The 21,866-nt window shown below is 35.1% G+C and carries 23 protein-coding genes; 9 read left to right on the top strand and 14 right to left on the bottom strand.

Annotated features, from left to right (window positions below; all coding sequences use genetic code 11):
• Nucleotides 1-136 precede the first annotated feature (136 nt).
• From leuD to leuB, 3 genes are all read left to right on the top strand, one after another.
• A complete protein-coding gene (leuD, locus tag EKL99_RS08505; protein ID WP_126457513.1) occupies nucleotides 137-733 on the top strand; it encodes a 3-isopropylmalate dehydratase small subunit in 597 nt (198 codons plus the stop codon).
• A gap of 129 nt (nucleotides 734-862) precedes the next feature.
• Nucleotides 863-2,443: an alpha-isopropylmalate synthase regulatory domain-containing protein gene (locus EKL99_RS08500; protein ID WP_231507411.1), complete on the top strand. Its 1,581-nt coding sequence runs from the start codon at nucleotides 863-865 to the stop codon at nucleotides 2,441-2,443.
• A gap of 96 nt (nucleotides 2,444-2,539) precedes the next feature.
• Complete coding sequence (gene leuB / locus EKL99_RS08495; RefSeq protein ID WP_126562147.1) at nucleotides 2,540-3,601, top strand: 3-isopropylmalate dehydrogenase; 1,062 nt, start codon at nucleotides 2,540-2,542, stop codon at nucleotides 3,599-3,601.
• Nucleotides 3,602-3,699: 98 nt separating this feature from the next.
• On the opposite strand, the gene EKL99_RS08490 is transcribed toward leuB, so the two are convergent.
• Both EKL99_RS08490 and EKL99_RS08485 read right to left on the bottom strand, forming a co-directional pair.
• A complete protein-coding gene (locus tag EKL99_RS08490) occupies nucleotides 3,700-4,062 on the bottom strand; it encodes an RNA-binding protein (RefSeq protein ID WP_126454296.1) in 363 nt (120 codons plus the stop codon).
• Nucleotides 4,063-4,216: 154 nt separating this feature from the next.
• Nucleotides 4,217-4,693, bottom strand: a complete 477-nt coding sequence (locus EKL99_RS08485; protein ID WP_126562148.1) for a DUF6252 family protein — start codon at nucleotides 4,691-4,693, stop codon at nucleotides 4,217-4,219.
• 201 nt (nucleotides 4,694-4,894) lie between these two features.
• Here EKL99_RS08485 and EKL99_RS08480 point away from each other — a divergent pair, with 201 nt between their 5' ends.
• From EKL99_RS08480 to EKL99_RS08460, 5 genes are all read left to right on the top strand, one after another.
• Complete coding sequence (locus EKL99_RS08480) at nucleotides 4,895-5,449, top strand: 30S ribosomal protein S16 (protein ID WP_126454300.1); 555 nt, start codon at nucleotides 4,895-4,897, stop codon at nucleotides 5,447-5,449.
• A gap of 15 nt (nucleotides 5,450-5,464) precedes the next feature.
• A complete protein-coding gene (rimM, locus tag EKL99_RS08475; RefSeq protein ID WP_126457515.1) occupies nucleotides 5,465-5,989 on the top strand; it encodes a ribosome maturation factor RimM in 525 nt (174 codons plus the stop codon).
• Between the two features lie 77 nt (nucleotides 5,990-6,066).
• The gene (locus tag EKL99_RS08470) at nucleotides 6,067-6,774 is read left to right on the top strand and encodes a tRNA1(Val) (adenine(37)-N6)-methyltransferase (protein WP_126454304.1); all 708 of its coding nucleotides are present in this window, start codon (nucleotides 6,067-6,069) and stop codon (nucleotides 6,772-6,774) included.
• A 372-nt stretch (nucleotides 6,775-7,146) separates the two neighbouring features.
• Nucleotides 7,147-8,325, top strand: a complete 1,179-nt coding sequence (locus EKL99_RS08465) for an acyl-CoA dehydrogenase family protein (protein WP_126562149.1) — start codon at nucleotides 7,147-7,149, stop codon at nucleotides 8,323-8,325.
• A 91-nt stretch (nucleotides 8,326-8,416) separates the two neighbouring features.
• Complete coding sequence (locus tag EKL99_RS08460) at nucleotides 8,417-9,199, top strand: DUF3050 domain-containing protein (RefSeq protein WP_126457517.1); 783 nt, start codon at nucleotides 8,417-8,419, stop codon at nucleotides 9,197-9,199.
• 85 nt (nucleotides 9,200-9,284) lie between these two features.
• Here EKL99_RS08460 and EKL99_RS08455 read toward each other — a convergent pair whose 3' ends face one another.
• The 7 genes from EKL99_RS08455 to EKL99_RS08425 all read right to left on the bottom strand — a co-directional run bounded on the left by EKL99_RS08455 (nucleotide 9,285) and on the right by EKL99_RS08425 (nucleotide 14,039).
• On the bottom strand, nucleotides 9,285-9,602 hold the full coding sequence (locus tag EKL99_RS08455) for a 2Fe-2S iron-sulfur cluster-binding protein (protein WP_039110363.1): 318 nt from the start codon (nucleotides 9,600-9,602) through the stop codon (nucleotides 9,285-9,287).
• A gap of 174 nt (nucleotides 9,603-9,776) precedes the next feature.
• Nucleotides 9,777-10,016, bottom strand: coding sequence for a NifU family protein (locus EKL99_RS08450; protein WP_126454312.1), 240 nt, complete (start codon nucleotides 10,014-10,016; stop codon nucleotides 9,777-9,779).
• A 71-nt stretch (nucleotides 10,017-10,087) separates the two neighbouring features.
• Complete coding sequence (locus tag EKL99_RS08445) at nucleotides 10,088-11,242, bottom strand: Mrp/NBP35 family ATP-binding protein (RefSeq protein ID WP_126563637.1); 1,155 nt, start codon at nucleotides 11,240-11,242, stop codon at nucleotides 10,088-10,090.
• A gap of 190 nt (nucleotides 11,243-11,432) precedes the next feature.
• A complete protein-coding gene (locus tag EKL99_RS08440) occupies nucleotides 11,433-11,762 on the bottom strand; it encodes an MGMT family protein (protein ID WP_126568968.1) in 330 nt (109 codons plus the stop codon).
• A 49-nt stretch (nucleotides 11,763-11,811) separates the two neighbouring features.
• Entirely contained in the window at nucleotides 11,812-12,447 is a 636-nt protein-coding gene (locus EKL99_RS08435; protein WP_126457519.1) for a LysE family transporter, read from the bottom strand.
• Between the two features lie 45 nt (nucleotides 12,448-12,492).
• Entirely contained in the window at nucleotides 12,493-13,170 is a 678-nt protein-coding gene (trmB, locus tag EKL99_RS08430) for a tRNA (guanosine(46)-N7)-methyltransferase TrmB (protein ID WP_126459008.1), read from the bottom strand.
• 359 nt (nucleotides 13,171-13,529) lie between these two features.
• The gene (locus EKL99_RS08425; protein ID WP_126576761.1) at nucleotides 13,530-14,039 is read right to left on the bottom strand and encodes a nuclear transport factor 2 family protein; all 510 of its coding nucleotides are present in this window, start codon (nucleotides 14,037-14,039) and stop codon (nucleotides 13,530-13,532) included.
• 505 nt (nucleotides 14,040-14,544) lie between these two features.
• Between EKL99_RS08425 and EKL99_RS08420 the strand changes: the two genes are divergently transcribed.
• Nucleotides 14,545-16,122 (top strand): murein L,D-transpeptidase, encoded by a 1,578-nt coding sequence (locus EKL99_RS08420; protein ID WP_126576760.1) that lies wholly within the window; start codon nucleotides 14,545-14,547, stop codon nucleotides 16,120-16,122.
• 188 nt (nucleotides 16,123-16,310) lie between these two features.
• On the opposite strand, the gene EKL99_RS08415 is transcribed toward EKL99_RS08420, so the two are convergent.
• The 5 genes from EKL99_RS08415 to EKL99_RS08395 form a co-directional block, all read right to left on the bottom strand.
• A complete protein-coding gene (locus tag EKL99_RS08415; RefSeq protein WP_126576759.1) occupies nucleotides 16,311-17,138 on the bottom strand; it encodes a Bro-N domain-containing protein in 828 nt (275 codons plus the stop codon).
• A 189-nt stretch (nucleotides 17,139-17,327) separates the two neighbouring features.
• The gene (locus EKL99_RS08410; protein WP_126576758.1) at nucleotides 17,328-17,642 is read right to left on the bottom strand and encodes an HPF/RaiA family ribosome-associated protein; all 315 of its coding nucleotides are present in this window, start codon (nucleotides 17,640-17,642) and stop codon (nucleotides 17,328-17,330) included.
• A 120-nt stretch (nucleotides 17,643-17,762) separates the two neighbouring features.
• The gene (locus EKL99_RS08405; RefSeq protein ID WP_126576757.1) at nucleotides 17,763-18,032 is read right to left on the bottom strand and encodes a hypothetical protein; all 270 of its coding nucleotides are present in this window, start codon (nucleotides 18,030-18,032) and stop codon (nucleotides 17,763-17,765) included.
• Between the two features lie 20 nt (nucleotides 18,033-18,052).
• The gene (locus EKL99_RS08400) at nucleotides 18,053-21,193 is read right to left on the bottom strand and encodes a DEAD/DEAH box helicase (protein ID WP_126576756.1); all 3,141 of its coding nucleotides are present in this window, start codon (nucleotides 21,191-21,193) and stop codon (nucleotides 18,053-18,055) included.
• Entirely contained in the window at nucleotides 21,190-21,585 is a 396-nt protein-coding gene (locus EKL99_RS08395) for a (deoxy)nucleoside triphosphate pyrophosphohydrolase (protein WP_231507410.1), read from the bottom strand. The genes EKL99_RS08400 and EKL99_RS08395 overlap by 4 nt, the downstream gene beginning before the upstream one ends.
• Between the last annotated feature and the right edge of the window lie 281 nt (nucleotides 21,586-21,866).

The following is a 21,866-nucleotide window of genomic DNA, read 5'->3' as shown; positions in this document are numbered from 1 at the left end:
GTTAGTGTCAAAATCCAATTTGAATTTTTAAAATCAAGATTAAAATAGTAAAAAATAAAAACAGTAGCGATTAAACATTTATTTTCAAAACAGGAAATCTAAAATCTAAAATCGTTAATCAAAAATCAAAAATCAAATGGCTTACGATAAATTTAATATTCTTACCAGTAGCGCAGTTCCGCTTTCTATCGAAAATGTAGATACGGATCAAATTATTCCCGCTCGATTTCTAAAAGCAACCGAACGTGTTGGTTTTGGCGACAACCTTTTCCGTGACTGGAGATACAATAATGACGGAACTCCGAAAGCTGATTTTGTACTGAATAATCCAATCTACAGCGGAAAAATTCTTGTTGGAGGCAGAAATTTTGGTTCGGGTTCCTCAAGAGAACACGCTGCTTGGGCGGTTTACGATTATGGTTTTAGATGTGTGGTTTCTAGTTTTTTTGCTGATATTTTTAGAAATAACTGCCTGAATGTTGGTGTCTTACCAGTTCAGGTTAGTGCTGGATTTGCAGAAAAAATATTTAAAACTATCGAAGAAGATCCAAAAACGGAACTAGAAATTAATCTTCCAGAACAAACCATTACCATTAAAGCAACTGGCGAAAAAGAATTTTTTGATATTTCGGGTTATAAAAAAGACAATATGATCAATGGTTTTGACGATATTGATTATTTGCAAAATATAAAATCAGAAGTGGTGGAATTTGCCAATCAACTTCCTTACTAAACATAATCCGAAAAGGTATTGGCTAAAGATTTTCTTTGGGTTCTCCCCGAAGCAACTGTTTTTAGTTTTTGATAAAAACAAGATATCCCGATTTCTGATTCATGAAATCGAAATCGAATCCCATTTATAATGAAAAAAAGAAAAATTGAAATAATGGATACGACGCTCCGTGATGGTGAACAAACCTCCGGAGTCTCCTTTTCTGCTGCAGAAAAATTAACCATTGCACAATTATTACTGGAAGAGCTTCATATTGACCGAATCGAAGTTGCTTCGGCTCGTGTAAGCGAGGGTGAATTTCAAGGAGTGAAAGGAATTATGGCTTGGGCCGAAACAAAAGGATACAGCAGCCGAATTGAAGTTTTAACCTTTGTAGACGGCGGCCTTTCTATTGAATGGATGAAAAATACCGGAGCTAAAGTTCAGAATTTACTAACCAAAGGATCGCTCAACCACTTAACCCACCAGTTAAAAAAAACACCCGAACAACATTTTTCTGAAATTGCGCAAGCCATAGCCTTAGCTCAGGAAAATAATATTGAAACCAATGTATATCTGGAAGACTGGAGTAACGGAATGCGTAATTCCCCTGAATATGTATTTCAATATTTAGACTTTCTAACTAAGCAACCGGTCAAAAGAATCTTATTACCGGACACTTTAGGGGTTTTAATCCCTTCTGAAACTTTTGAATTTATTGCAAAAATTATAACGAAATACCCTGATACTCATTTTGATTTTCATGCGCACAACGACTACGATTTAAGTATCGCCAATGTAATGGAAGCCGTAAAAGCTGGTATTCAAGGGCTTCATGTAACTGTTAACGGGATGGGAGAACGGGCTGGAAATGCACCCCTTGAAAGCACTGTTGCGGTAATCAATGATTTCTTACCCGAAATAGAAATTGGCGTAAAAGAATCTTCGTTATATTCTGTTAGCAAATTAGTAGAAACGTTTACCGGATACAGAATCCCTGCAAACAAACCTATTGTGGGCGACAATGTATTTACACAAACTGCTGGTATTCATGCCGATGGTGACAATAAAAACAACCTGTATTTTAACGATTTACTACCGGAGCGTTTTGGCAGAAAAAGAAAGTATGCCCTTGGTAAAACCTCTGGAAAAGCCAATATCGAGAAAAATCTTCAAGAATTAGGCCTTCAATTAAACCCCGAGGATTTAAAGTTAGTTACCCAAAGAATCATTGAATTAGGAGATAAAAAAGAAACCGTTACTAAAGAAGACTTACCCTATATTATCTCTGATGTTTTGGACAGCCAAACCTATCAGGAAAAAATTGTTGTTGAGTCCTATATATTATCTCATGCAAAAGGCATGCGTCCATCGACTACTTTATCTTTAAAAATAGATGGTGAAATCATTGAAGAGCATGCACAAGGAGACGGACAATTTGATGCTTTCATGAATGCATTGGCAAAAATATATAAAAGCAAAAACTTAGAATTGCCAAAACTGATTGATTATGCCGTACGAATTCCACCAGGAAGCAGTTCTGACGCCTTATGCGAAACCATAATCACCTGGACAAATAATGAAAAAGAATTCAAAACCAGAGGGCTGGACTCTGACCAAACAGTTGCCGCAATTATAGCAACCCAAAAAATGCTGAACGTAATCCCAGCCCCAGCCCTCCACGAAGGTGAGGGAGCCAAGCCGAAATTGGAGCTTGAAAATTTGAAATAAAATTAAAGAAATACAACACAAACTACAAACCCAATCCTTCAACACCCAGTCTCCCTTTCCTTTGGAGGGAGCTGGGAGGAGGAAAACACAATTAATATGAAATTAAAAATAGCCCTTTTAGCCGGAGACGGAATTGGACCAGAAGTAATCCATGAAGCCGTAAAAGTTTCGGATGCGATCGCTAAAAAATTCAACCATGAAATCATCTGGACTCCTGCACTTACAGGAGCTTGTGCCATTGACGCCGTAGGAGTTCCTTATCCTGATGAGACTCACGAAATTTGTATGGCAGCTGATGCTGTTTTATTTGGAGCCATTGGCCATCCAAAATACGATAATGATCCAAGCGCTCCAGTTCGTCCAGAACAAGGTTTGTTATTAATGCGTAAAAAACTAGGGCTGTTTGCTAATGTTCGCCCAACATTTACATTCCCCTCTTTGATTGACAATTCTCCTTTAAAAAGAGAGCGTATTGAAGGAACTGATTTAATCTTTTTAAGGGAACTTACCGGCGGAATTTATTTTGGAGAAAAAGGAAGAAAAGACGGTGGTGAAACAGCGTTTGACACTTGTACCTATACCAGATCAGAGGTAAAACGTTTAGCTAAAAAAGGTTTTGAACTAGCAATGACTCGTACTAAAAAACTATGTTGTGTAGACAAAGCCAACGTAATGGAAACTTCTCGTTTGTGGAGAGAAACCGTACAAGCAATGGAAAAAGACTATCCCGAAGTTACGGTAAGTTATGAATTTGTGGATGCCGTAGCGATGCGTTTAGTACAATGGCCAAATTCATATGATGTCTTGATTACAGAAAATTTATTTGGAGATATTTTGACTGATGAAGCTTCAGTGATATCCGGATCAATGGGATTAATGCCTTCTGCATCCGTTGGAGAACATACTTCATTGTACGAACCCATTCACGGATCCTATCCACAGGCCACAGGCCTAAATATTGCCAATCCATTAGCGACCGTATTATCTGCTGCAATGATGTTTGAAGATGCCTTCGGCTTAAAAGAAGAAGCGGCTGCGATTAGAGCTGTAGTCAACAAATCACTCGAACAAGGAATTGTAACTGAAGATTTAGTTGCTAAAGGGACTAAGGCACACAAAACTAGCGAAGTAGGTGACTGGTTAGTTGCTAATTTGTAAAATCCAACCCCCTTTCCTCTGGGAGAGGGCTGGGGTGAGGAAACAAAAAAGGTGTCAATTTACATTGACACCTTTTTTTATAGTTGTAGAGAAAAATATTAATATCCACCTCTGTTTCCACCACCACGGTTTTCTCCACCACGGCTGTTTCCACCACCATAACCACCGCGAGATTCTCCACCACGACTGTTATTGTTAAAACTTCTTCTTTCACCTTCTGGTTTAGGCTCCGATTTGTTTACAACGATTGCACGTCCTTGAACAGTAGCACCATTCAATTCATCAATAGCCTTTTGAGCTTCTTCATCATTTGGCATTTCAACAAAACCAAATCCTTTACTTCTTCCAGTGAATTTATCAGTAATAATTTTAACTGAATCAACTGCTCCATAAGCCTCGAAAGACTCTCTTAAATCTGCTTCCTCAATACTGAATGGAAGACTTCCAACAAAAATATTCATATGTTCTTATTTAAATAATAAAACAAATGTACTGCTATTTTTTTTGCAATCTACTATAGATTAGCTTATTTATGTTTTTATTTTAAATTCAAAAAGAAAATGAAGTTACTAAAATACCCAACTCCTGCAATTTAAGAATCTTAACCGTGTGAATTTAGGGAACCCGCAGACTTACCGGAACCTTATAAAATACGCCTTGTTGAAAATTCAAAACAGTCCCTGCTGATGGGTTGCCATTTGCATTTTCTGCACTAAATTTAAAAGTACCTGTAACCGTAAGACCCTTCTCATCATAATCAGTAATTACTATTTGCCCGCTACCCATGTCAATACCTGTTGCAAATGAAAAATCGCTTCCTCCAGTCAATACGTAAACAGCTGTCTTGGAATTACTGGTTCCCAATGGATACACTTGAGGTGATATGGAGGTTGTCTTCAAAGTCAAAACCTCATTTCCAGTAAACCCTTCAATTACTAGTGAACCATCAGAAGCTAAAGTCGCTTTGGAAGCTGTCGCTCTCCAAAACACATTGTCTTTCCTTCCTTGTAAAGAAGGAGTATTAAAACTCACCTCTTCCGCACATGAAATCATTAAAAAAAGTACCCCTAGAAATATCAAATATTTTTTCATAAAACCTTCTTTTACTAACAAAAATAGGGCATTAATGCTAAAAAAAAAAACATAACAGGACAAAAAAACACGAATCAAAACCACCTACAGCGCACTGCCACAGATTAAAACCACAATCCAATTAGTATTTATCAATAAAAAAGGTATCTTTGCACCCTTAATTAACAGAGGTCGAGTACCTCAAAATTTAATCACAAGATTATGTCAGTAAAAATTAGATTACAAAGACACGGTAAAAAAGGAAAACCTTTTTACTGGGTTGTAGCTGCAGATGCGCGCTCAAAAAGAGATGGTAAATACCTAGAAAAAATTGGTACTTACAATCCAAACACAAACCCAGCAACTATCGACTTAAACCTTGATAGTGCAGTAAAATGGTTGCACAATGGTGCTCAACCAACAGATACTGCTAAAGCGATTCTTTCTTACAAAGGAGCTTTATTGAAACATCACCTTGACGGTGGTATCCGTAAAGGAGCCTTAACTCAAGAACAAGCTGATGCTAAATTAAATGCTTGGTTAGAGGCAAAAACTGGAAAAGTAGATGCTAAAAAAGACGGCTTAACAAAAGTGCAAGCGGATGCTAAAGCTAAAGCTTTCAAAGCAGAACAAGATGTAAATGCAAAACGTTTAGCTGCAGCTGCTCAAGCAGAAGCTGACGCTATCGCTGCTGCAACTCCAGCTGTTGAAGAAGAAGTTGCTGAAGCTGAAGAAGCTCCTGCCGCAGAAGAAAATAACGAAACAACTGAAGCATAATTTTAGAAGGCGACTATGCGTAAAGAAGATTGTTTCTATTTAGGTAAAATCGCTAAAAAATTTAGTTTCAAAGGGGAAATTCTAGCCTATTTAGACACGGACGAACCTGAGTTATATGAAAACTTGGAATCAGTGTTTGTTGAATGTAACAAACACTTGGTTCCTTTTTTTATTGAAAGTAGTTCGCTGCACAAAAACGATTTACTTAGAATTCGTTTTGAAGACATGACTACCGAAGAAGAGGCAGACGCCATTATAGGCAATGCCATCTACCTTCCTTTGAAGATGTTGCCGAAACTTAGCGGCAATAAATTCTATTTCCACGAAGTAATTGGTTTTGAAGTTGAAGACAAACGTCTTGGTGTTGTTGGAAAGATCGAATCCATTAATGATACTACTGCCCAACCCCTTTTTGAAGTCCTCAACGGTGATGTTGAGATTCTTATCCCCATGATTGATCTTTTCTTGGTTAAAATTGACCGTGAAAACAAAAAAGTTATCATGGATCTACCAGAAGGACTTATTGAAATGTACCTTTAAATTAGTGTTCAGTATTCAGTTTTTAGTGTTCAATTCCTCAAAAATCGTTAATCTACAATCTGAAATCAAAATTCCCTATGTTTAGTTTCAAGCAATTCTCAATCCAGCAAGATCGTTGCGCCATGAAAATTGGAACCGATGGCGTTTTACTTGGTGCATGGACTCCTATTGAAAACAATCCTATTAGTATTTTAGATATTGGAGCCGGAACAGGAGTAATCGCACTAATGCTGGCACAAAGAAGTAACGCGGAACAAATTGACGCTTTGGAAATAGACGAAGAAGCGTATGAACAATCCGTAGATAATTTTGAAAACTCCCCTTGGAGTGATCGCTTATTTTGTTTTCATGCCGGTTTAGATGAATTCGTCGAAGAACCGGAAGACGAGTATGATTTAATTGTTTCCAATCCTCCATTTTATACTGATGATTACAAATCTGATAACGAACAACGTGATTTAGCCCGTTTTGCTGACGCGATGCCTTTTGAGGATTTAATCGAGGCTGCTGATTTATTGCTTTCAGAAAACGGAATATTCACAGTTATAATTCCTTTCAAAGAAGAAGAAAATTTCTTGGCTCTTGCCAAAGAATACGAATTGTATCCAATTAAAATTACACACGTAAAAGGAACTCCAACTACCGAAATTAAACGCAGTTTATTGGCCTTTAGCCGAGAAGAAAGCTCGAACTATCCCGTTGACGAATTGATTATCGAAACTGCAAGACACATTTATACTCCCGAATACATTGCATTGACTAAAGAGTTTTATATGAAGATGTAAGTCCAAAATGATTCTAAATAACACCTAAACCATTCCGTAATCTTATTTAAAACACCTTTGATCTCTGCTAAAGTTAATTTTTATTGTAATTTAGAGGATAATACCTTTTTTAATAAAATCCCGTATATAAAAGGACTTATTTGTTAAAAAATAAGCTAAGTAATAACCATGGTATAATGTCGTATTTTAAAATCAGGATAAAATCATGTAAAAATCTGATTTAAAGCTGTTTTACTTAAAGTTAATTCTTTTGACTTTACGACTTTTAAACTTTCGACTTACTTATTTCTATTTCAAATAAAAAAATATAACATTTGTTAATGCTTTTGTTATATTTCTTTCTGTAAATTTGTTCCATAAAAATTAATAACCATGAGACCAGACTTATTTCAAGCTCCAGATTACTACAACCTTGACGATTTACTAACAGAAGAACACAAACTAGTACGTGACTCTGCTCGTGCTTGGGTAAAACGTGAAGTATCACCTATTATAGAAGAATATGCTCAAAAAGCCGAATTCCCAAAACAAATCATTAAAGGTTTGGGCGAAATAGGCGGTTTTGGTCCTTACATCCCAGAAGAATACGGCGGTGCGGGTCTAGACCAAATATCTTATGGTTTGATCATGCAAGAAATAGAACGCGGTGATTCTGGCGTTCGTTCCACTTCATCTGTACAATCTTCTTTGGTAATGTATCCTATTTGGAAATACGGAAACGAAGAACAACGCGTAAAATATTTACCTAAGTTAGCCACTGGAGAATACATGGGCTGTTTTGGTTTAACGGAACCTAACTATGGTTCAGATCCAGGAAGTATGATTACCAACTTCAAAGATATGGGCGACCATTATTTATTGAATGGTGCCAAAATGTGGATTTCAAATGCTCCGTTTGCAGACATCGCCATTGTTTGGGCAAAAAATGAAGAAGGAAGAATTCACGGTTTAATTGTAGAACGCGGAATGGAAGGTTTTACCACTCCGGAAACGCACAACAAATGGTCGCTTCGTGCCTCATCAACTGGAGAATTGATTTTTGACAATGTGAAAGTTCCGAAAGAAAACTTATTGCCCAATAAATCTGGATTAGGAGCACCGCTTGGTTGTCTGGATTCAGCACGTTACGGAATTGCCTGGGGCGCTATTGGTGCTGCCATGGACTGCTATGATACCGCATTGCGATATGCTAAAGAAAGAATTCAGTTTGACAAACCCATTGCAGGAACCCAATTACAACAAAAGAAATTAGCCGAAATGATTACTGAAATCACAAAAGCGCAATTATTAACATGGAGATTAGGTGTTTTAAGAAATGAAGGTAAAGCGACAACGGCCCAAATCTCAATGGCCAAAAGAAATAATGTAATGATGGCTGTGGAAATTGCCCGAGAAGCCAGACAAATGCTAGGCGGAATGGGAATTACTGGAGAATATTCGATCATGCGTCACATGATGAACCTGGAATCTGTAATCACCTATGAAGGGACGCACGATATACACTTGTTAATTACCGGTATGGACATCACTGGAATTCCTGCTTTCAAGTAGTGGTAAACAGTTATTAAACTATTAATAAAATTGATAATAAAAGCTTCTTGATACCAAGAAGCTTTTTTATATTTACACAAAAATACTCTTTATGAATATCCAAACCATCAACAATAGTATTCAGCCTCAAAAAGAACTGTTGTTACACCATCCTTTATATAAAAAAGTAAAAACTATTGAGGATTTACAATGTTTTCTAGAAAATCATATTTATGCCGTTTGGGATTTCATGTCTTTATTAAAAGCATTACAATCCAAATTAACTTGTACAACAACACCCTGGTTTGCAACGGAAAATCCACAAACCCGATATTTAATAAACGAAATTGTCCTTGCTGAAGAATCTGACTTAACATTAGACGGACGCCGTTTGAGTCATTATGAAATGTATATTGAAGCCATGCAATCCTGTGGAGCAAATACTGAAGGTATTGAACATTTTTTAACTGAAGTAGATTCCCTTCAAAACATATTTGTCGCTATAAAAACCAGCACTTTACACCCCAATATTAAAGCATTCCTGGATTTCACATTCAGGGTTATTGAGGAAGGGAAATCCCATGAAATTGCAGCGGCTTTTACTTTTGGAAGAGAAGATTTGATACCGAGTATGTTTACCGCTATTTTGAAAAACTTTCAGGAGAATTTCCCTGAAACGGATTTGAGCAAACTGATTTATTATTTTGAAAGACACATCGAATTGGATGCGGATGAACATGGGCCAATGGCGATGAAAATGATAACAGAACTTTGCGGTACAGATGCTCAAAAATGGTCTGATGTTGAGGAAGTATCAAAATTAGCTTTAGAGAAACGCATTGGTCTTTGGGATGCCATCGAAGAAACTATCCTAATGAATGTTGAATTGGCATAAAACTAATACTTTCAAATAACGCAACACTTCTTTAGAAAATACCCTTAAAAAAAGCATCTTGTTTTAGTAACAAGATGCTTTTTTATTAATTTTCAGGAGCCAATTCGAGTTCTAATCCCTCGAGGCTTTCGGTAATTGGGATCTGACAGCCCAAACGACTGTTTGCTTTTACATAAAAGGCTTCTGAAAGCATTGCTTCTTCATCATCGCCCATTTCTGGCAAGGCAACATCATTAAGAACATAACATTGACAGGAAGCACACATGGCCATACCGCCGCAGGTTCCTTCTACAGGAAGCTCATAGGCTTTGCATAATTCCATGATATTCATGGCCATATCCGTGGGAGCCTGTAACTCATGCACGACTCCTTCTCGATCTTTTATTTTTATTAATACATCCATATGATTGTGGGTGTTTGTTTTTAGGCAATCGGTGTTGGTTATTAAATACGGACTGCGTGAGGGATAGAAGCTAGCTACCGAAGTAGCGCGGATAGCCCGACCGTTTTAAGAAAAAAGGCCTATACCCGTTAAAACAAGTAGCCTTTTTTCTTAAAAGGGGCACGCCCTGTTAATTTATAGGATATTTACAACAGTTTCTATTTGTGGTGCAAACTTTTTGATGGTTGTTTCTACTCCGGCACGCAATGTCATTTGATTTACGCTGCAACTGGTACAGGCTCCTTCGAGACGCACTTTTACGTGTTTCCCGTCCTCTATGGAAATAAGGGTAATGTCACCACCATCTGAATTCAAAAAAGGTCTTATTTCTTCTAGCGCTTTTTGAACTTCTAGGGTTAATTGTTCTGTTGTCATTGTCTTTGTTTAAAGATTCAAAAGATTAGAAAATTGAACGATTGAAAATTATTTTCATGCGTTCTAATTTTTTATTTTTTTACTGCGGAACAACCTGCCATAGTTGTAATTTTCACAGCTTCGGTAGCAGGTAAATTTTTATTTCTGTTGACGGTTTCCTGCACTACATTTTTTGTGATTTCCTCAAAAACTGTTTCGATAACTGAACCGGTTTGCATGGCTGCGGGACGACCGTAATCACCTGCTTCCCGAATCGATTGTACGATGGGCACTTCACCAAGGAATGGAACATCTAAGTCTTCGGCAAGATTCCTGGCCCCTTCTTTTCCAAAGATATAGTATTTGTTTTCAGGCAATTGCTTCGCCTGTTCGCTTTCGCTCGAGTCTTCCGGTGTAAAATACGCCATGTTTTCTATAATTCCTAAAACTGGTACATTTATAGCTTCTGAGAGGAACATTGAAACTCCTTTTTTGGCATCGGCCAAAGCTACGGCCTGAGGAGTACTTACGATGACAACTCCTGTAATTGGCAAGGATTGCACGATAGAAAGGTGAATATCTCCTGTTCCTGGTGGCAAATCGACTAACATAAAATCTAATTCTCCCCAATCTGCATCAAATATCATTTGGTTCAAGGCTTTAGAAGCCATGGGTCCTCGCCATATTACTGCTTGACTTGGTGCTGTAAAAAATCCTATCGAAAGAATTTTTACCTCATAACTTTCTACAGGCTTCATTTTTGATTTTCCGTCTACCATGACAGAAATGGGCTTTTCACTTTCTACGTCGAACATAATAGGCATGGACGGACCATAAATATCCGCATCGAGAATCCCTACTGAAAATCCCATTTTAGCTAATGATACTGCAAGATTTGCAGTAACGGTAGATTTACCTACACCGCCTTTACCAGAGGCTACTCCGATAATATTTTTTATACCTGGAATTTGTTTTCCTTTGATTTCCGGTTTGTCCGGCACTTCCACTTTACTATTAATTTTGATTTTAGCCTCCGGAGATACTAATTCAAGAATTGTTTTTCTGATGTCGTCTTCCGCACGTTTTTTGATGTGCATTGCTGGGGTATGTAATACTAGATCTACCACTACTTCATCGCCAAAAGTGACTACGTTTGCAATTGCTCCGCTTTCAACCATATTTTTCCCTTCTCCGGCTATAGTAATTGTTTCTAAGGCTTTAAGAATTTCTTTTCTTTCTAATTTCATTTTTAGTTTACTGTTTCTATTGGCTTATACCACCAGAATATTATCTTTATTTAAACTGATTTCAGATTACAAAGATACTATGAAAAGTTCTTATTATAAAGGATTTGCATCGCATTTATTGATGCACAGATTGCTGGTCGTTATTGGGTATTTGTTGAGATTAGAACCCCGGAATCTGAACTATTATAAATCATTCTGTCCTGACTTCCGGTTGCCAAAAATATTTTTCTAAATCTACAATTTGATTGTTGGTCACGATTATTCCCTCGCTTTCCAATAATTGCTGCATCAGATTGGTGCCGTCAAAATGTAATTTCCCCGTAAGCAAACCGTTCCTGTTGACTACACGGTGTGCCGGAACATCCTCAAAACCATGGGAGGCATTCATTGCCCAGCCTACCATTCTGGCAGAGCGTGCCGTTCCTAAGGCCTTTGCAATAGCGCCATACGAAGTAACCTTACCGTATGGAATTTGCCTGACGATGTCATACACGCGTTCAAAAAAAGTATCGTTTGACATGATTTTAAATCTAGTGAAAAAAGGTTTTATGGGAGACCCGGTGAGCCAATTACCCCATATAATAACGGACAATATTAATCAAAGTAACTAATGATATAAACCCGGTTATGCTACCAATAATTGTATTCATGTTTCGCATAATATAATCCGACTTCTCTTGTATTTTTTGAAAAAAAGTAATGTACAAATAAAACCCCAAAAAAGAGCCCAACACCACTCCTGTCACAAAAACAAAAACATTTGAAAAATCAAACAGAAACAAATTATAAGAAGCCAAAGTAATGCTTGCAAAAACATAATAAGGGATCGGGAAAAAGTTAAGAGAGGAGAGCAAAACTCCTAAGAAAAAACGAGTGGAAGTACTCTTCTTTTTTATTTTGCCTTTTTTAATTTTTGGGGTTTTAGCAACCAACAAAAAAAAAATAGTCAACGCAGTAAAGATGACAAATCCTACTTCTCGCAATAAAACAATCACATCCGGGCGCACTTCGATAAATTGTGCAAATAAAATAGCGAGATAGGCTTGTACAAAAATTACGATTACTGCTCCCAAAACAAACCAAAAAGCGCTTTTCTTCCCTTCTTTCAGATTTACTTTAGCAGCTGTCATATTGAGAAGTCCCGGGGGAGTAATCCCCACAAAGGCAGTAACAAAACCCAAAAACAAGGAAGTGATTAAATTCATAAGCAAACGGTACCAGTATTCAAAAAAACAATCCCAAATATAAAACTATTCTTTAATTTTAAATCGAATATACGTAATTGCTTTATTAACTTCCAAATATTGTTTTTCATAAAATGTCTGAAAAGCAGTTACTTCCTCGGGACTTCCTTCATTTACATACACATTATGATTGGCATATAAAACTTCGTGCCCTTCGCCATGCAGCAAACCTAAGGTATATCCATGCATGAATTCACTGTCTGTTTTAAGATTTACAATACCGTCTTTTTTAAGTACTTTTTTATACAATTGCAAAAACTCGGAATTTGTCATTCTGTGTTTGGTCCGTTTGTATTTTATTTGGGGATCGGGGAAAGTAATCCAGATTTCGTCTACTTCATTTTCATCAAAAATATGATTGATCAATTCGATCTGAGTTCTAATGAAAGCCACATTATGCAATCCGGTATCCACAGCAGTTTTAGCACCACGCCAGAAACGCGCGCCTTTGATATCAATTCCGATAAAGTTTTTATTGGGATACCTTTCTGCCAGTCCTACTGAATATTCTCCCTTCCCACAGCCTAGTTCCAGCACCAATGGATTTTCATTTTTGAAAAATTCTGTATTCCATTTCCCTTTCAACGGAAATAAATCACCTACTACTTCTTCCCTCGTTGGTTGAAAAACGTTGTTGAATGTCTCGTTTTCCTTGAATCTTTTTAATTTGTTTTTGCTTCCCACTTTTTTAGTATATTTTGGCAAAATTAAGGAAATATATAAGACGGAGCGAACTAGGGACCAAAAAATGAAAAACGTTTTAAAAACAACATTTAATGCACCCTTTAAACTATTATTTAATTAAAGATGGCTTTTAAACAACAGTACATTTTATGAAGAAATTTTAAACTAAGTAATGACTCAAATTTAATGTCATATTTTAATAAAGCACTAAATTTCTTTGCCACAGATTAGCACAGATTAATTCGTTATGTAATTTTAAAAATCTTTTTAATCCTTACAATCTGTGGCAAAAACTCTTTTTAATAATTGCGACAATATATCTTTCTTGCTACTTAAGAATAAAACAAAAACTAAAAATTTTATTGCTTTGCTTGTAATTTTTTGATCATGGCATCTTCGATAAAAGTTTTAACTTTAATCACTTCACCTGAATTATCATTTGGGATTGTCATAGACAAAACGTATTGCTTTATTTTCCATTTTTGCCCTATTTTGACTAACACGCCTGAGCCGCGACAAATTTTCATTTGAGTATTCAGTAATTCATCAAACCAAGCTATTTTACCTGTTTTGTCAAAATGAATATGACGTTCTAAAGCTGTAAAACTCCATGCTTTTCCTTTATCGAAATGTGGTTTTGCATAGGCCTGAAAAGCTGTTTTATTCCAATTCTCTGTTGCATCAGTACCTATAAAAATTGCATCATCTGACATCAAGCCGAAGTATGCGTCATAATTAGCATCTGCAGCAGCTTTATGCCAAGTATCTAATGTAACATTGATTTCGTTTTTCGAATCGCTTTGTTTTACCATCACACTTTTACAACCAGACACGGTTATTACTATCAAAAAAGCTAGTAGTTTTTTCATTTCATTCGGTATTTATTTATGGTTTTTTATTCCATCTTATTTTTATTTTTCGATCAACAGCTACCGGTCTCCTCGTAGTCCTTTTCTGTTTGAATTACAAGGTAGCATAAAAACATCCGATATAGCAATGAATCGCTCTAAACTAATTATTCAAACAACTGAAAGTCATTTGAAATCCAAACCACAAAGTCCAAAATACGTAAAGCAATAGCTCTATTTTTTGTAAAGTGGTTGTGTTGATTCATAGAACGCAGCCGAAAGAAATAATTTTTGGATTTTGACAATCCTATTTGATTTCAAATTTAGTTTTAGAAACAAAACAAAATACCGTAACCAATTGATTAAAAGATTATTGAATATAATTTATTTTTAATCTAGACACTTCAATTACAAATCTGATTTCAAACTAAAAAGAACCGCCCAACCCAAGGCGGTATTACACATCGAGTTTTGACGTATTTTTGTATTGTTTAGACAGTAAAATGTAAGATTTAAAGTTAAGATTATGAGAAAGTTAAGCACCTCCATACTACTTATTATTTTTGCACTACTATTTACCCTCGTTTCCTGTAAAAAGAAAGATGTAAATGACACTAAAAAGGAAACGAGTTTAAATACCGTTGCAGTTGCTTTTGACAGTACACAAATCAAAACGTTTTTTGAAAAATATCCTAAACTGCAGCCTTACCAAACAGACGTAGAAAAGTTATACCGCAAGCATCAGTTTCATTACATCTGGTTTGACAAGGATGGCCTCAATGAATTTGCAGGTTTATTATACAACAAAGTGAATAATCTGACGCAGGAAGGAATTGAAACTGCGATTCCGTACAAGGAAAAACTAGATGACATTTATGACAATCCGGAAGACAATCAAAAAGCAAGTATCAATACTGAGTTGTTGAGTTCTGCGTTATACTTCTTTTATGCGGATAAAGTATATGATGGGATCGACACTCAAAAATCGAAGGATTTAGAGTGGTTTTTGCCTCGAAAAAAACAATCGTATGTCAATTATTTAGATTCGTTGTTAATCAACCCTTCGTTAATCAACAAAGAAGAAAAAGGAGTATTGAAACAGTATTACCTACTTAAAGATGTCTTGCAGGAATACCGTAAAATAGAAAAAAAAGGCGGTTGGAAAACCATTGCACTGGATCCAAACATCAAATCATACAAACCTGGCGACAGTGCCACAGCCATTACGCAAATCAGGACCCGTTTGTTTATCACGGATGATCTTTCCAGAGATTCAAAAAGTGCCGTGTATGATGCCGAATTAGCCACCGGAATTTTAAAATTCAAAAAGAGAAGTGGCAATCTCTTGAACAAAACGATTCTTCCGGAACACATCAACTATATGAATGTTTCTGTTGCGGATCGTATCAAAACTGTGATGGTCAATATGGAACGCTGCCGATGGATTTCGAATGATATTACCAAATCCAAGGAATTAATCGTGGTGAATATTCCGGCCTATGAACTGACTTTTTTAAGAGATGGGAAACCAGAATTACGCTCCAAGGTTGTGGTAGGAAAAGCCATGCATAAAACCGTAATTTTTAGTGCGCCAATGCAATACATTGTATTCAGACCGTATTGGAACGTGCCGGCAAGTATTCTCAAAAAAGAGATTCTTCCTGCCATTGAAAACAATCCCAATTACTTAGCTGAACACGACATGGAATGGAAAGACAGCAACGTAAGACAAAGACCAGGTCCTGAAAATTCATTGGGATTAGTGAAGTTTTTATTCCCAAATTCGAATGCGATATATTTGCATGATACGCCATCCAAAAGTCTATTTGGCAAGGAAGATCGCGCTTTTAGCCACGGTTGCATTCGTGTCGCCAAGCCAAAGGAACTTGCTGCCATGATTATGAAAGATGACAAGAAATGGAATCCTGCTAAAATAGAAACTGCGATGAACGGCGGAGAAGAATATTGGTACACGTTAAAAAATAAAATTCCGGTATACATCGGTTATTTTACCGCTTGGGTAGATGCGGACGGCGTGGTTCATTTCTATGAAGATGTCTATAAAAGAGACGAAGCATTAGCAACCTTGTTGTTTGATAAGTAAAATTTATTTTGTTTAAATAATCATTAAAACCGCAAATTCGCTAATTAAAAATATCGAATCCATATCTATAATTTACGAATTTGCGGTAAATATTTTTAAAACGGAAAGCGACATACGACAAAAATATCGGTTTAAAGTAAATTTGAGACTAACTTAGAACTAGTATTTTATCCTGTTTATTGTTTGAACTATTCTTTTAATTTATTCTTTTCCTCTTTTAAAACTTTAGCATTTTGTGAGCTAACAATTTTTTTGCCCGTTTGTGCTTCTATTTGCTTTCTGGTATCGCCGGCAATTTCACCGCCTTTTCGGGCAATTTTTTTATTATCTGCAAAGGTTTTAGGATTGTTTTCTTTGCTAATTTCTGTTGTGGTTGCTTCTGCTAACATATTTAATACCAATTCTAAGTTGGTCATATTATCTCTTAGATTTTCTTTTTTTAAGCCTTTTAAATTCTTGTACTGCTTTACTGTGTTTCCGCTCCAAGCTTGGGTAATTATATCGGTAAGTGAAGCAAATTGCTGTCCTTTCTTAACACCTCTATTTTCCCATTCATCGGTGAGTTCTTTTCTAACTTCGATGCTTTTCAACCGCTGATTAATCCAGGCAGTGCTGTACCCTAGTGTCAAATAATTTTCCATAGCACGATCAATCGCCTTTTCAGGATCTTGACTTTCTTCTATTCTTTCATAGCCTATTTTGGCTAACCATTGTTTAAAAGGCTCTGCTTTAGGCGAAGGAATGGATTGAATCAAACGGAATAGTTGCTCTGTATCCGCAACATCTGTTAAACGCATCTTACCATCAGGAGCTACCATTTTCAAACCGTTACAATTTGTAACGGTTTCATTTCCTTCAGCCAAAAGTCGTTTTTTTAAAACTCGCCAATACACTTGTGGATTATTACTATCTGTTAAAGCGGCAATAATATCTACAATCGAAAAAAACCACTTCTCTTGTTCGTTATCCCAAGAGGAACGGATTTTTTGGCTTTCAAATAATTTTATGTTTTCCATTAATTTATTCTATAAATTTCATTTTCTCAAATTGCAACTTTTCAACGCTTTTCGGAATTATATTGAAAGTACTAATTTACTGCTAAAATTATTAAAACCACTATCCAAATTCTAAAGAATCTCAACCAAAAAAAAGGACACTATCCTATAGAGACAGTGTCCTTTTTTTGTTTGCCAAATGGCAACTATTTAATGAGTTTTCTTTTTTTCGAAAGTTGTTTCCAACACTTTTTTAATTTTGTCTAAGGCACCATGAAATGCTTTTTCGGTAGTATCAGCATGATTGGTAACCGCTACAGGTTGCATGTTATTTGGTCTTGCTTCGATCAAACATCGTTTGTCGTTCACGCCACCTTTATCGCTGTTTTCGTCACCAAGGTGTACTTCTAAACGGGTTATTTTATCTTCAAAACGCACCAAAGCCGTTCCCAATTCCTCCGTAATATACGCTTTCAAACGTGCGTGTCCTTCTACATTGTTGTCTGTGTTGATTTGTACTGTCATGTTTTTATTAATTTAATGTTGTCTTTCAAATTTACCGATTGCAGTATGAAAAAACGAACCAATTAATAAAACATTGGGAAAATAAGAGAGAGAAATTGTGGAGTTAAGGAAGGGAATGGATTATCCATTTTCTAAATAATCATAAATAAAGTCATTCTCGGTTTCAGACTCTGAATCAAATTTCATTACAAACCTAGAAGTTAGTTTTTCTATCCAATTTTCAATTTCTTGTTTTGAATTTAGATTATCCAAAAAAAGCAACTGTGAATTTTCTTCAGAAAAATTATCATCAAAGAACATTGTAATGTCTGCTTTGAAAGTGTCAGCATAATTCTCTTCTGTTTGATTGAGAAGTTGCTCTAAGTATTCGATTTTTTTGAGTAATGTCATTACCGTAAAATTTAAATTAATTATCCAATTGACATTTTAGCGGAGTCTTTCCAAAGATAATTTGGCATAGGTTCACTAAGTTCCCATTTAATATTCATTGGTTTTTTTCCTTCATTTTCTTTAAAATTTCCTTCTCCTATAAAAACATATCCCATAGTATTTCCCTTTTCGTCATTTGCTTTTTCTCTAATAAAAAGTAAAATCTTTTTATCATTTTCTTGATGTTTAATATATGATAAACCTCTACCAATATCTGGTCTTGAGGAATTTTGACTTTGCCAATGAAACATAGTTTCACTAATTGCATAATCATCATACATTGTAGTTGGAGAAAAATTTTCTTCTGATTTAATTAAATTAATGAAAAGCAATTCTGTATTTAAACCAACATTCTCTGCTACACCTTCTCGACTTGGTGATTTTCTATCAAAAGTACTAAGACCAAAAGCAGCTAAAATTTGATCTCTTGTGTATCGGGCATGTAATTTCAAAGGCTGATTATATGGCAATTGAACATCAATTTCTTTGAAATCCACTTTGTCAATTAATATTTCCAATACTTCGATAATCTCTTTTACTAAAACTTCATTATTGTTAATAGCTTTAATACTTTTTTCTAAAGAATCAAAACCACCAGCACTTTGCCAAACATCATAATGTAGCATTAACAACATAGCTTTTCCATTCTCATCGAAATCATCAAAATCAATATCAAATCCTTGGTTCGATATTTTAAGAATAAAATTAAAATAACTTGTTGAGTTTGTAGAAAGCCACTTATTGCTTATTGCAGAATAAATTTGTTTTTCATTAATGTTCTCAAAATCTTCAATTACTCCGGCTCTTTGGCATAATCTTGACCAACTATCTTTTTTGTAAATCGTTTCAATTGAAATATGATTTAATTCAATAAAATTATTTAATGTTAAAGGCAGACTAGTTTGATGTTGAAAATTTCTAATTTTGGTAATTAGTTGATTTACATTTAAAGATGACGCCTTTTTTATGTTCTCAAGAATAGTTTCTTTCGTCTTTTTCTCTAAAACTATGGAGCATCCCAATGGCAAATGCGGAAAATCATCTTCAATTTCTTTTTGTACTGAAGTTGTTGTTTTCCCAATTAACGCTCTAAACTTACTTTCAAAATCATATTCAGGTCTAGAATTTCCAACAAAATCTAGAACTGTCAAACAATCTTTTCCTTCTGATAAACGCAATCCACGTCCTAATTGTTGAAGAAAAACCGTCAAACTTTCCGTTGGTCTTAGAAACAAAACTGTATCAATTTCAGGAATATCAACACCTTCATTAAAAATATCAACAACAAATAAATAATTGAATTCTTTTTTCTTGAATTGCTCCCTAATTCTATCACGTTCACTTGAGTTTTTAGCCGTTAAACATTCTGCTTTTAATCCTGCTAAATTAAATTTTTCAGCCATAAATGAGGCATGTTCAATTGTTACACAAAATCCAATTGCACGAACTTCATTTAAATCATTTGTATACTTATCAAGGTTGCTAATTATCTCTCCAACTCGAATATTGTTTTTAGTATATAAACTAGTCAATTCACTTGCTACATACTTCCCTTTCTCCCATTTCACATTTGTTAAATCTATACTGTCTGTGATTCCAAAATACTGAAATGGGCTTAATAATTTTTTGTTTAATGCTTCTGGAAGTCTAATTTCAGCAGCGATACGATTACAGAAATCTTCTAATATGTTTTCATTATCCATTCTTTCAGGAGTTGCTGTCAATCCCAATAAAACTTTTGGTCTGAAATAATTTATTATTGGTCTATAAGTCGATGCCGAAATATGATGCACTTCATCAACAATTATAAAGTCATAATATTCGGGAGTTAGAGTAATATCTTTTAATCTGTTATTTAAAGTTTGAACCGAAGCAAAAACATATTCATTAGAACTTGGTTCCATTCCATCAACCCATAAATCTCCAAAATTATTATCTTTTAAAACTCCTTGAAATGTGGCTTTTGCTTGTTGCAAAATTTCTTTTCTATGAGCCACAAAAAGCAACTTTGATGATTTATTAATACTTCTAAAGTTTTTATAATCAAATGCAGAAACAACTGTTTTTCCAGTTCCTGTAGCGGCAACTAAAAGATTTCTATATCTATTATGAACCGTTCTTTCAACTTCTAATTTTTCAAGTATTTCACTCTGATAATGAAACGGTTTAATATCAAAATACGATGTTGTAAAAGTATATTCTTTTGAAAACTTTCCTTGTTTTAAAGCTTCGACTAATTTAACAGAATGAATATTTTGATCATATAATTCAAATTCTGAATTTTGCCAATATGCTTCAAATGTTTTCTTAAACTTGTCAATAATATGCCCTACTTCTTTCGTTGTTACTTTTAAATTCCATTCTAAACCATCAGTTAAAGCCGAACGGGAAAAATTAGAAGAACCGATATATGCTGTATGAAAACCCGTATTTCTTCGAAACAAATAGGCTTTTGCATGTAATCTTTCATTACCCGTATTGTATGAAACTTTTACTTCTGTATTTTCTAAAGAAGCTAAAAACTCTACCGCTTTAGCATCTGTAGCTCCAATGTACGTAGTTGTAATCACTCTTAATTTCCCGCCTCTTTCTGTAAATTCTCTAAGTTCACGCTCTAGAATTCTAATTCCTTTCCATTTGATAAAAGAAACTAATAAGTCAATTCTATCTGAAGATAAAATCTCTTTTCTCAATTCGCTTTCAAGAGTTGTTCCTGAATTTCCACCTGTAAAAAGTTCACTATGAATCAATCTTGTGTAAGGAGTAATTTCTTTTAAATGCAAATCCAAATCAGTGAAATGAGCATCCACTTTTGTAAAAACAGCTTTTAGAATTTTACCTTCTGTTTCTATTAAATCATCCTCAAACTCTTCTTTTTTTAATTCTTCTTTCAGAAATAAAATAATTTTATTAGCAATCTCTATTTGTGTCTCTACAACATCATCACCCTTAATTAAAGTAAAAGCATGTTTAATTGTTTTACCGATATGTTGCGATAATAATTGAGCGGCTTCGGCTTTATCTATTGAAGTTTTCTTAACCTGAAAAGTATCTTTATCTAATTCGTTTATTTTATAGTTGATTAGCTTAGTAACTAATTCCTCATACAGTCCTTGGTTCATAATTCGAGTTTTAAAAATTCTTCAACGATTGGCAAATCTGCTTCTGCCCAATCAAGACTTAATAGTTCTACTTTTTCTAATAACTTGTAATCTTTATGCTCTGCCAATCTAATTTCACCATGAATATATTTTGCTATAAAAGGAATTAAATTAATTTTAAAAGCTCCATAATCATAAATACTACTGGAAAGCTTTTTTACAACTTCAATATCTATGTTTATCTCCTCTTTAATTTCTCTTTTAACACAATTTATTTCAGTCTCGTTTTCTTCTAACTTTCCTCCTGGAAATTCCCATTTCAAAGGCAATTTCATTTTATCACTGCGCTGAGCAACTAAAATTTTATTCTCAATTAAGATAATAGCACAAGTGACGTTTATGATGTTTAACATTTTATGAATAATTAACAAGAGTAATGTTTAATTTGTACGAAAGATAGTTAGTTTTTATATCACTATTTTAAAATAAAAGCTAACTGATAAAAAAACGCTACTCTTTCGAATAGCGTTTTTTTAACTTCTTATAATTTGTGATGTGACTGCTTTTCCGCGTGCCTCGCAACTCCTCGTAATGACAATTATCTAAGGAATCGAATGCCCTAGCCCTGATGGGAACGGCATCCTTTTCGTTCCGCCACTTTCGGCGGAGGAAAAGATACAGTGTACAGCAGGAA

It is taken from the genome of Flavobacterium sp. ZB4P23 (assembly GCF_003970375.1).
Classification (GTDB): Bacteria; Bacteroidota; Bacteroidia; order Flavobacteriales; family Flavobacteriaceae; genus Flavobacterium.
Note: the sequence above shows the minus strand (reverse complement) of the source record. Positions and strands in the feature narration are given on the sequence as shown.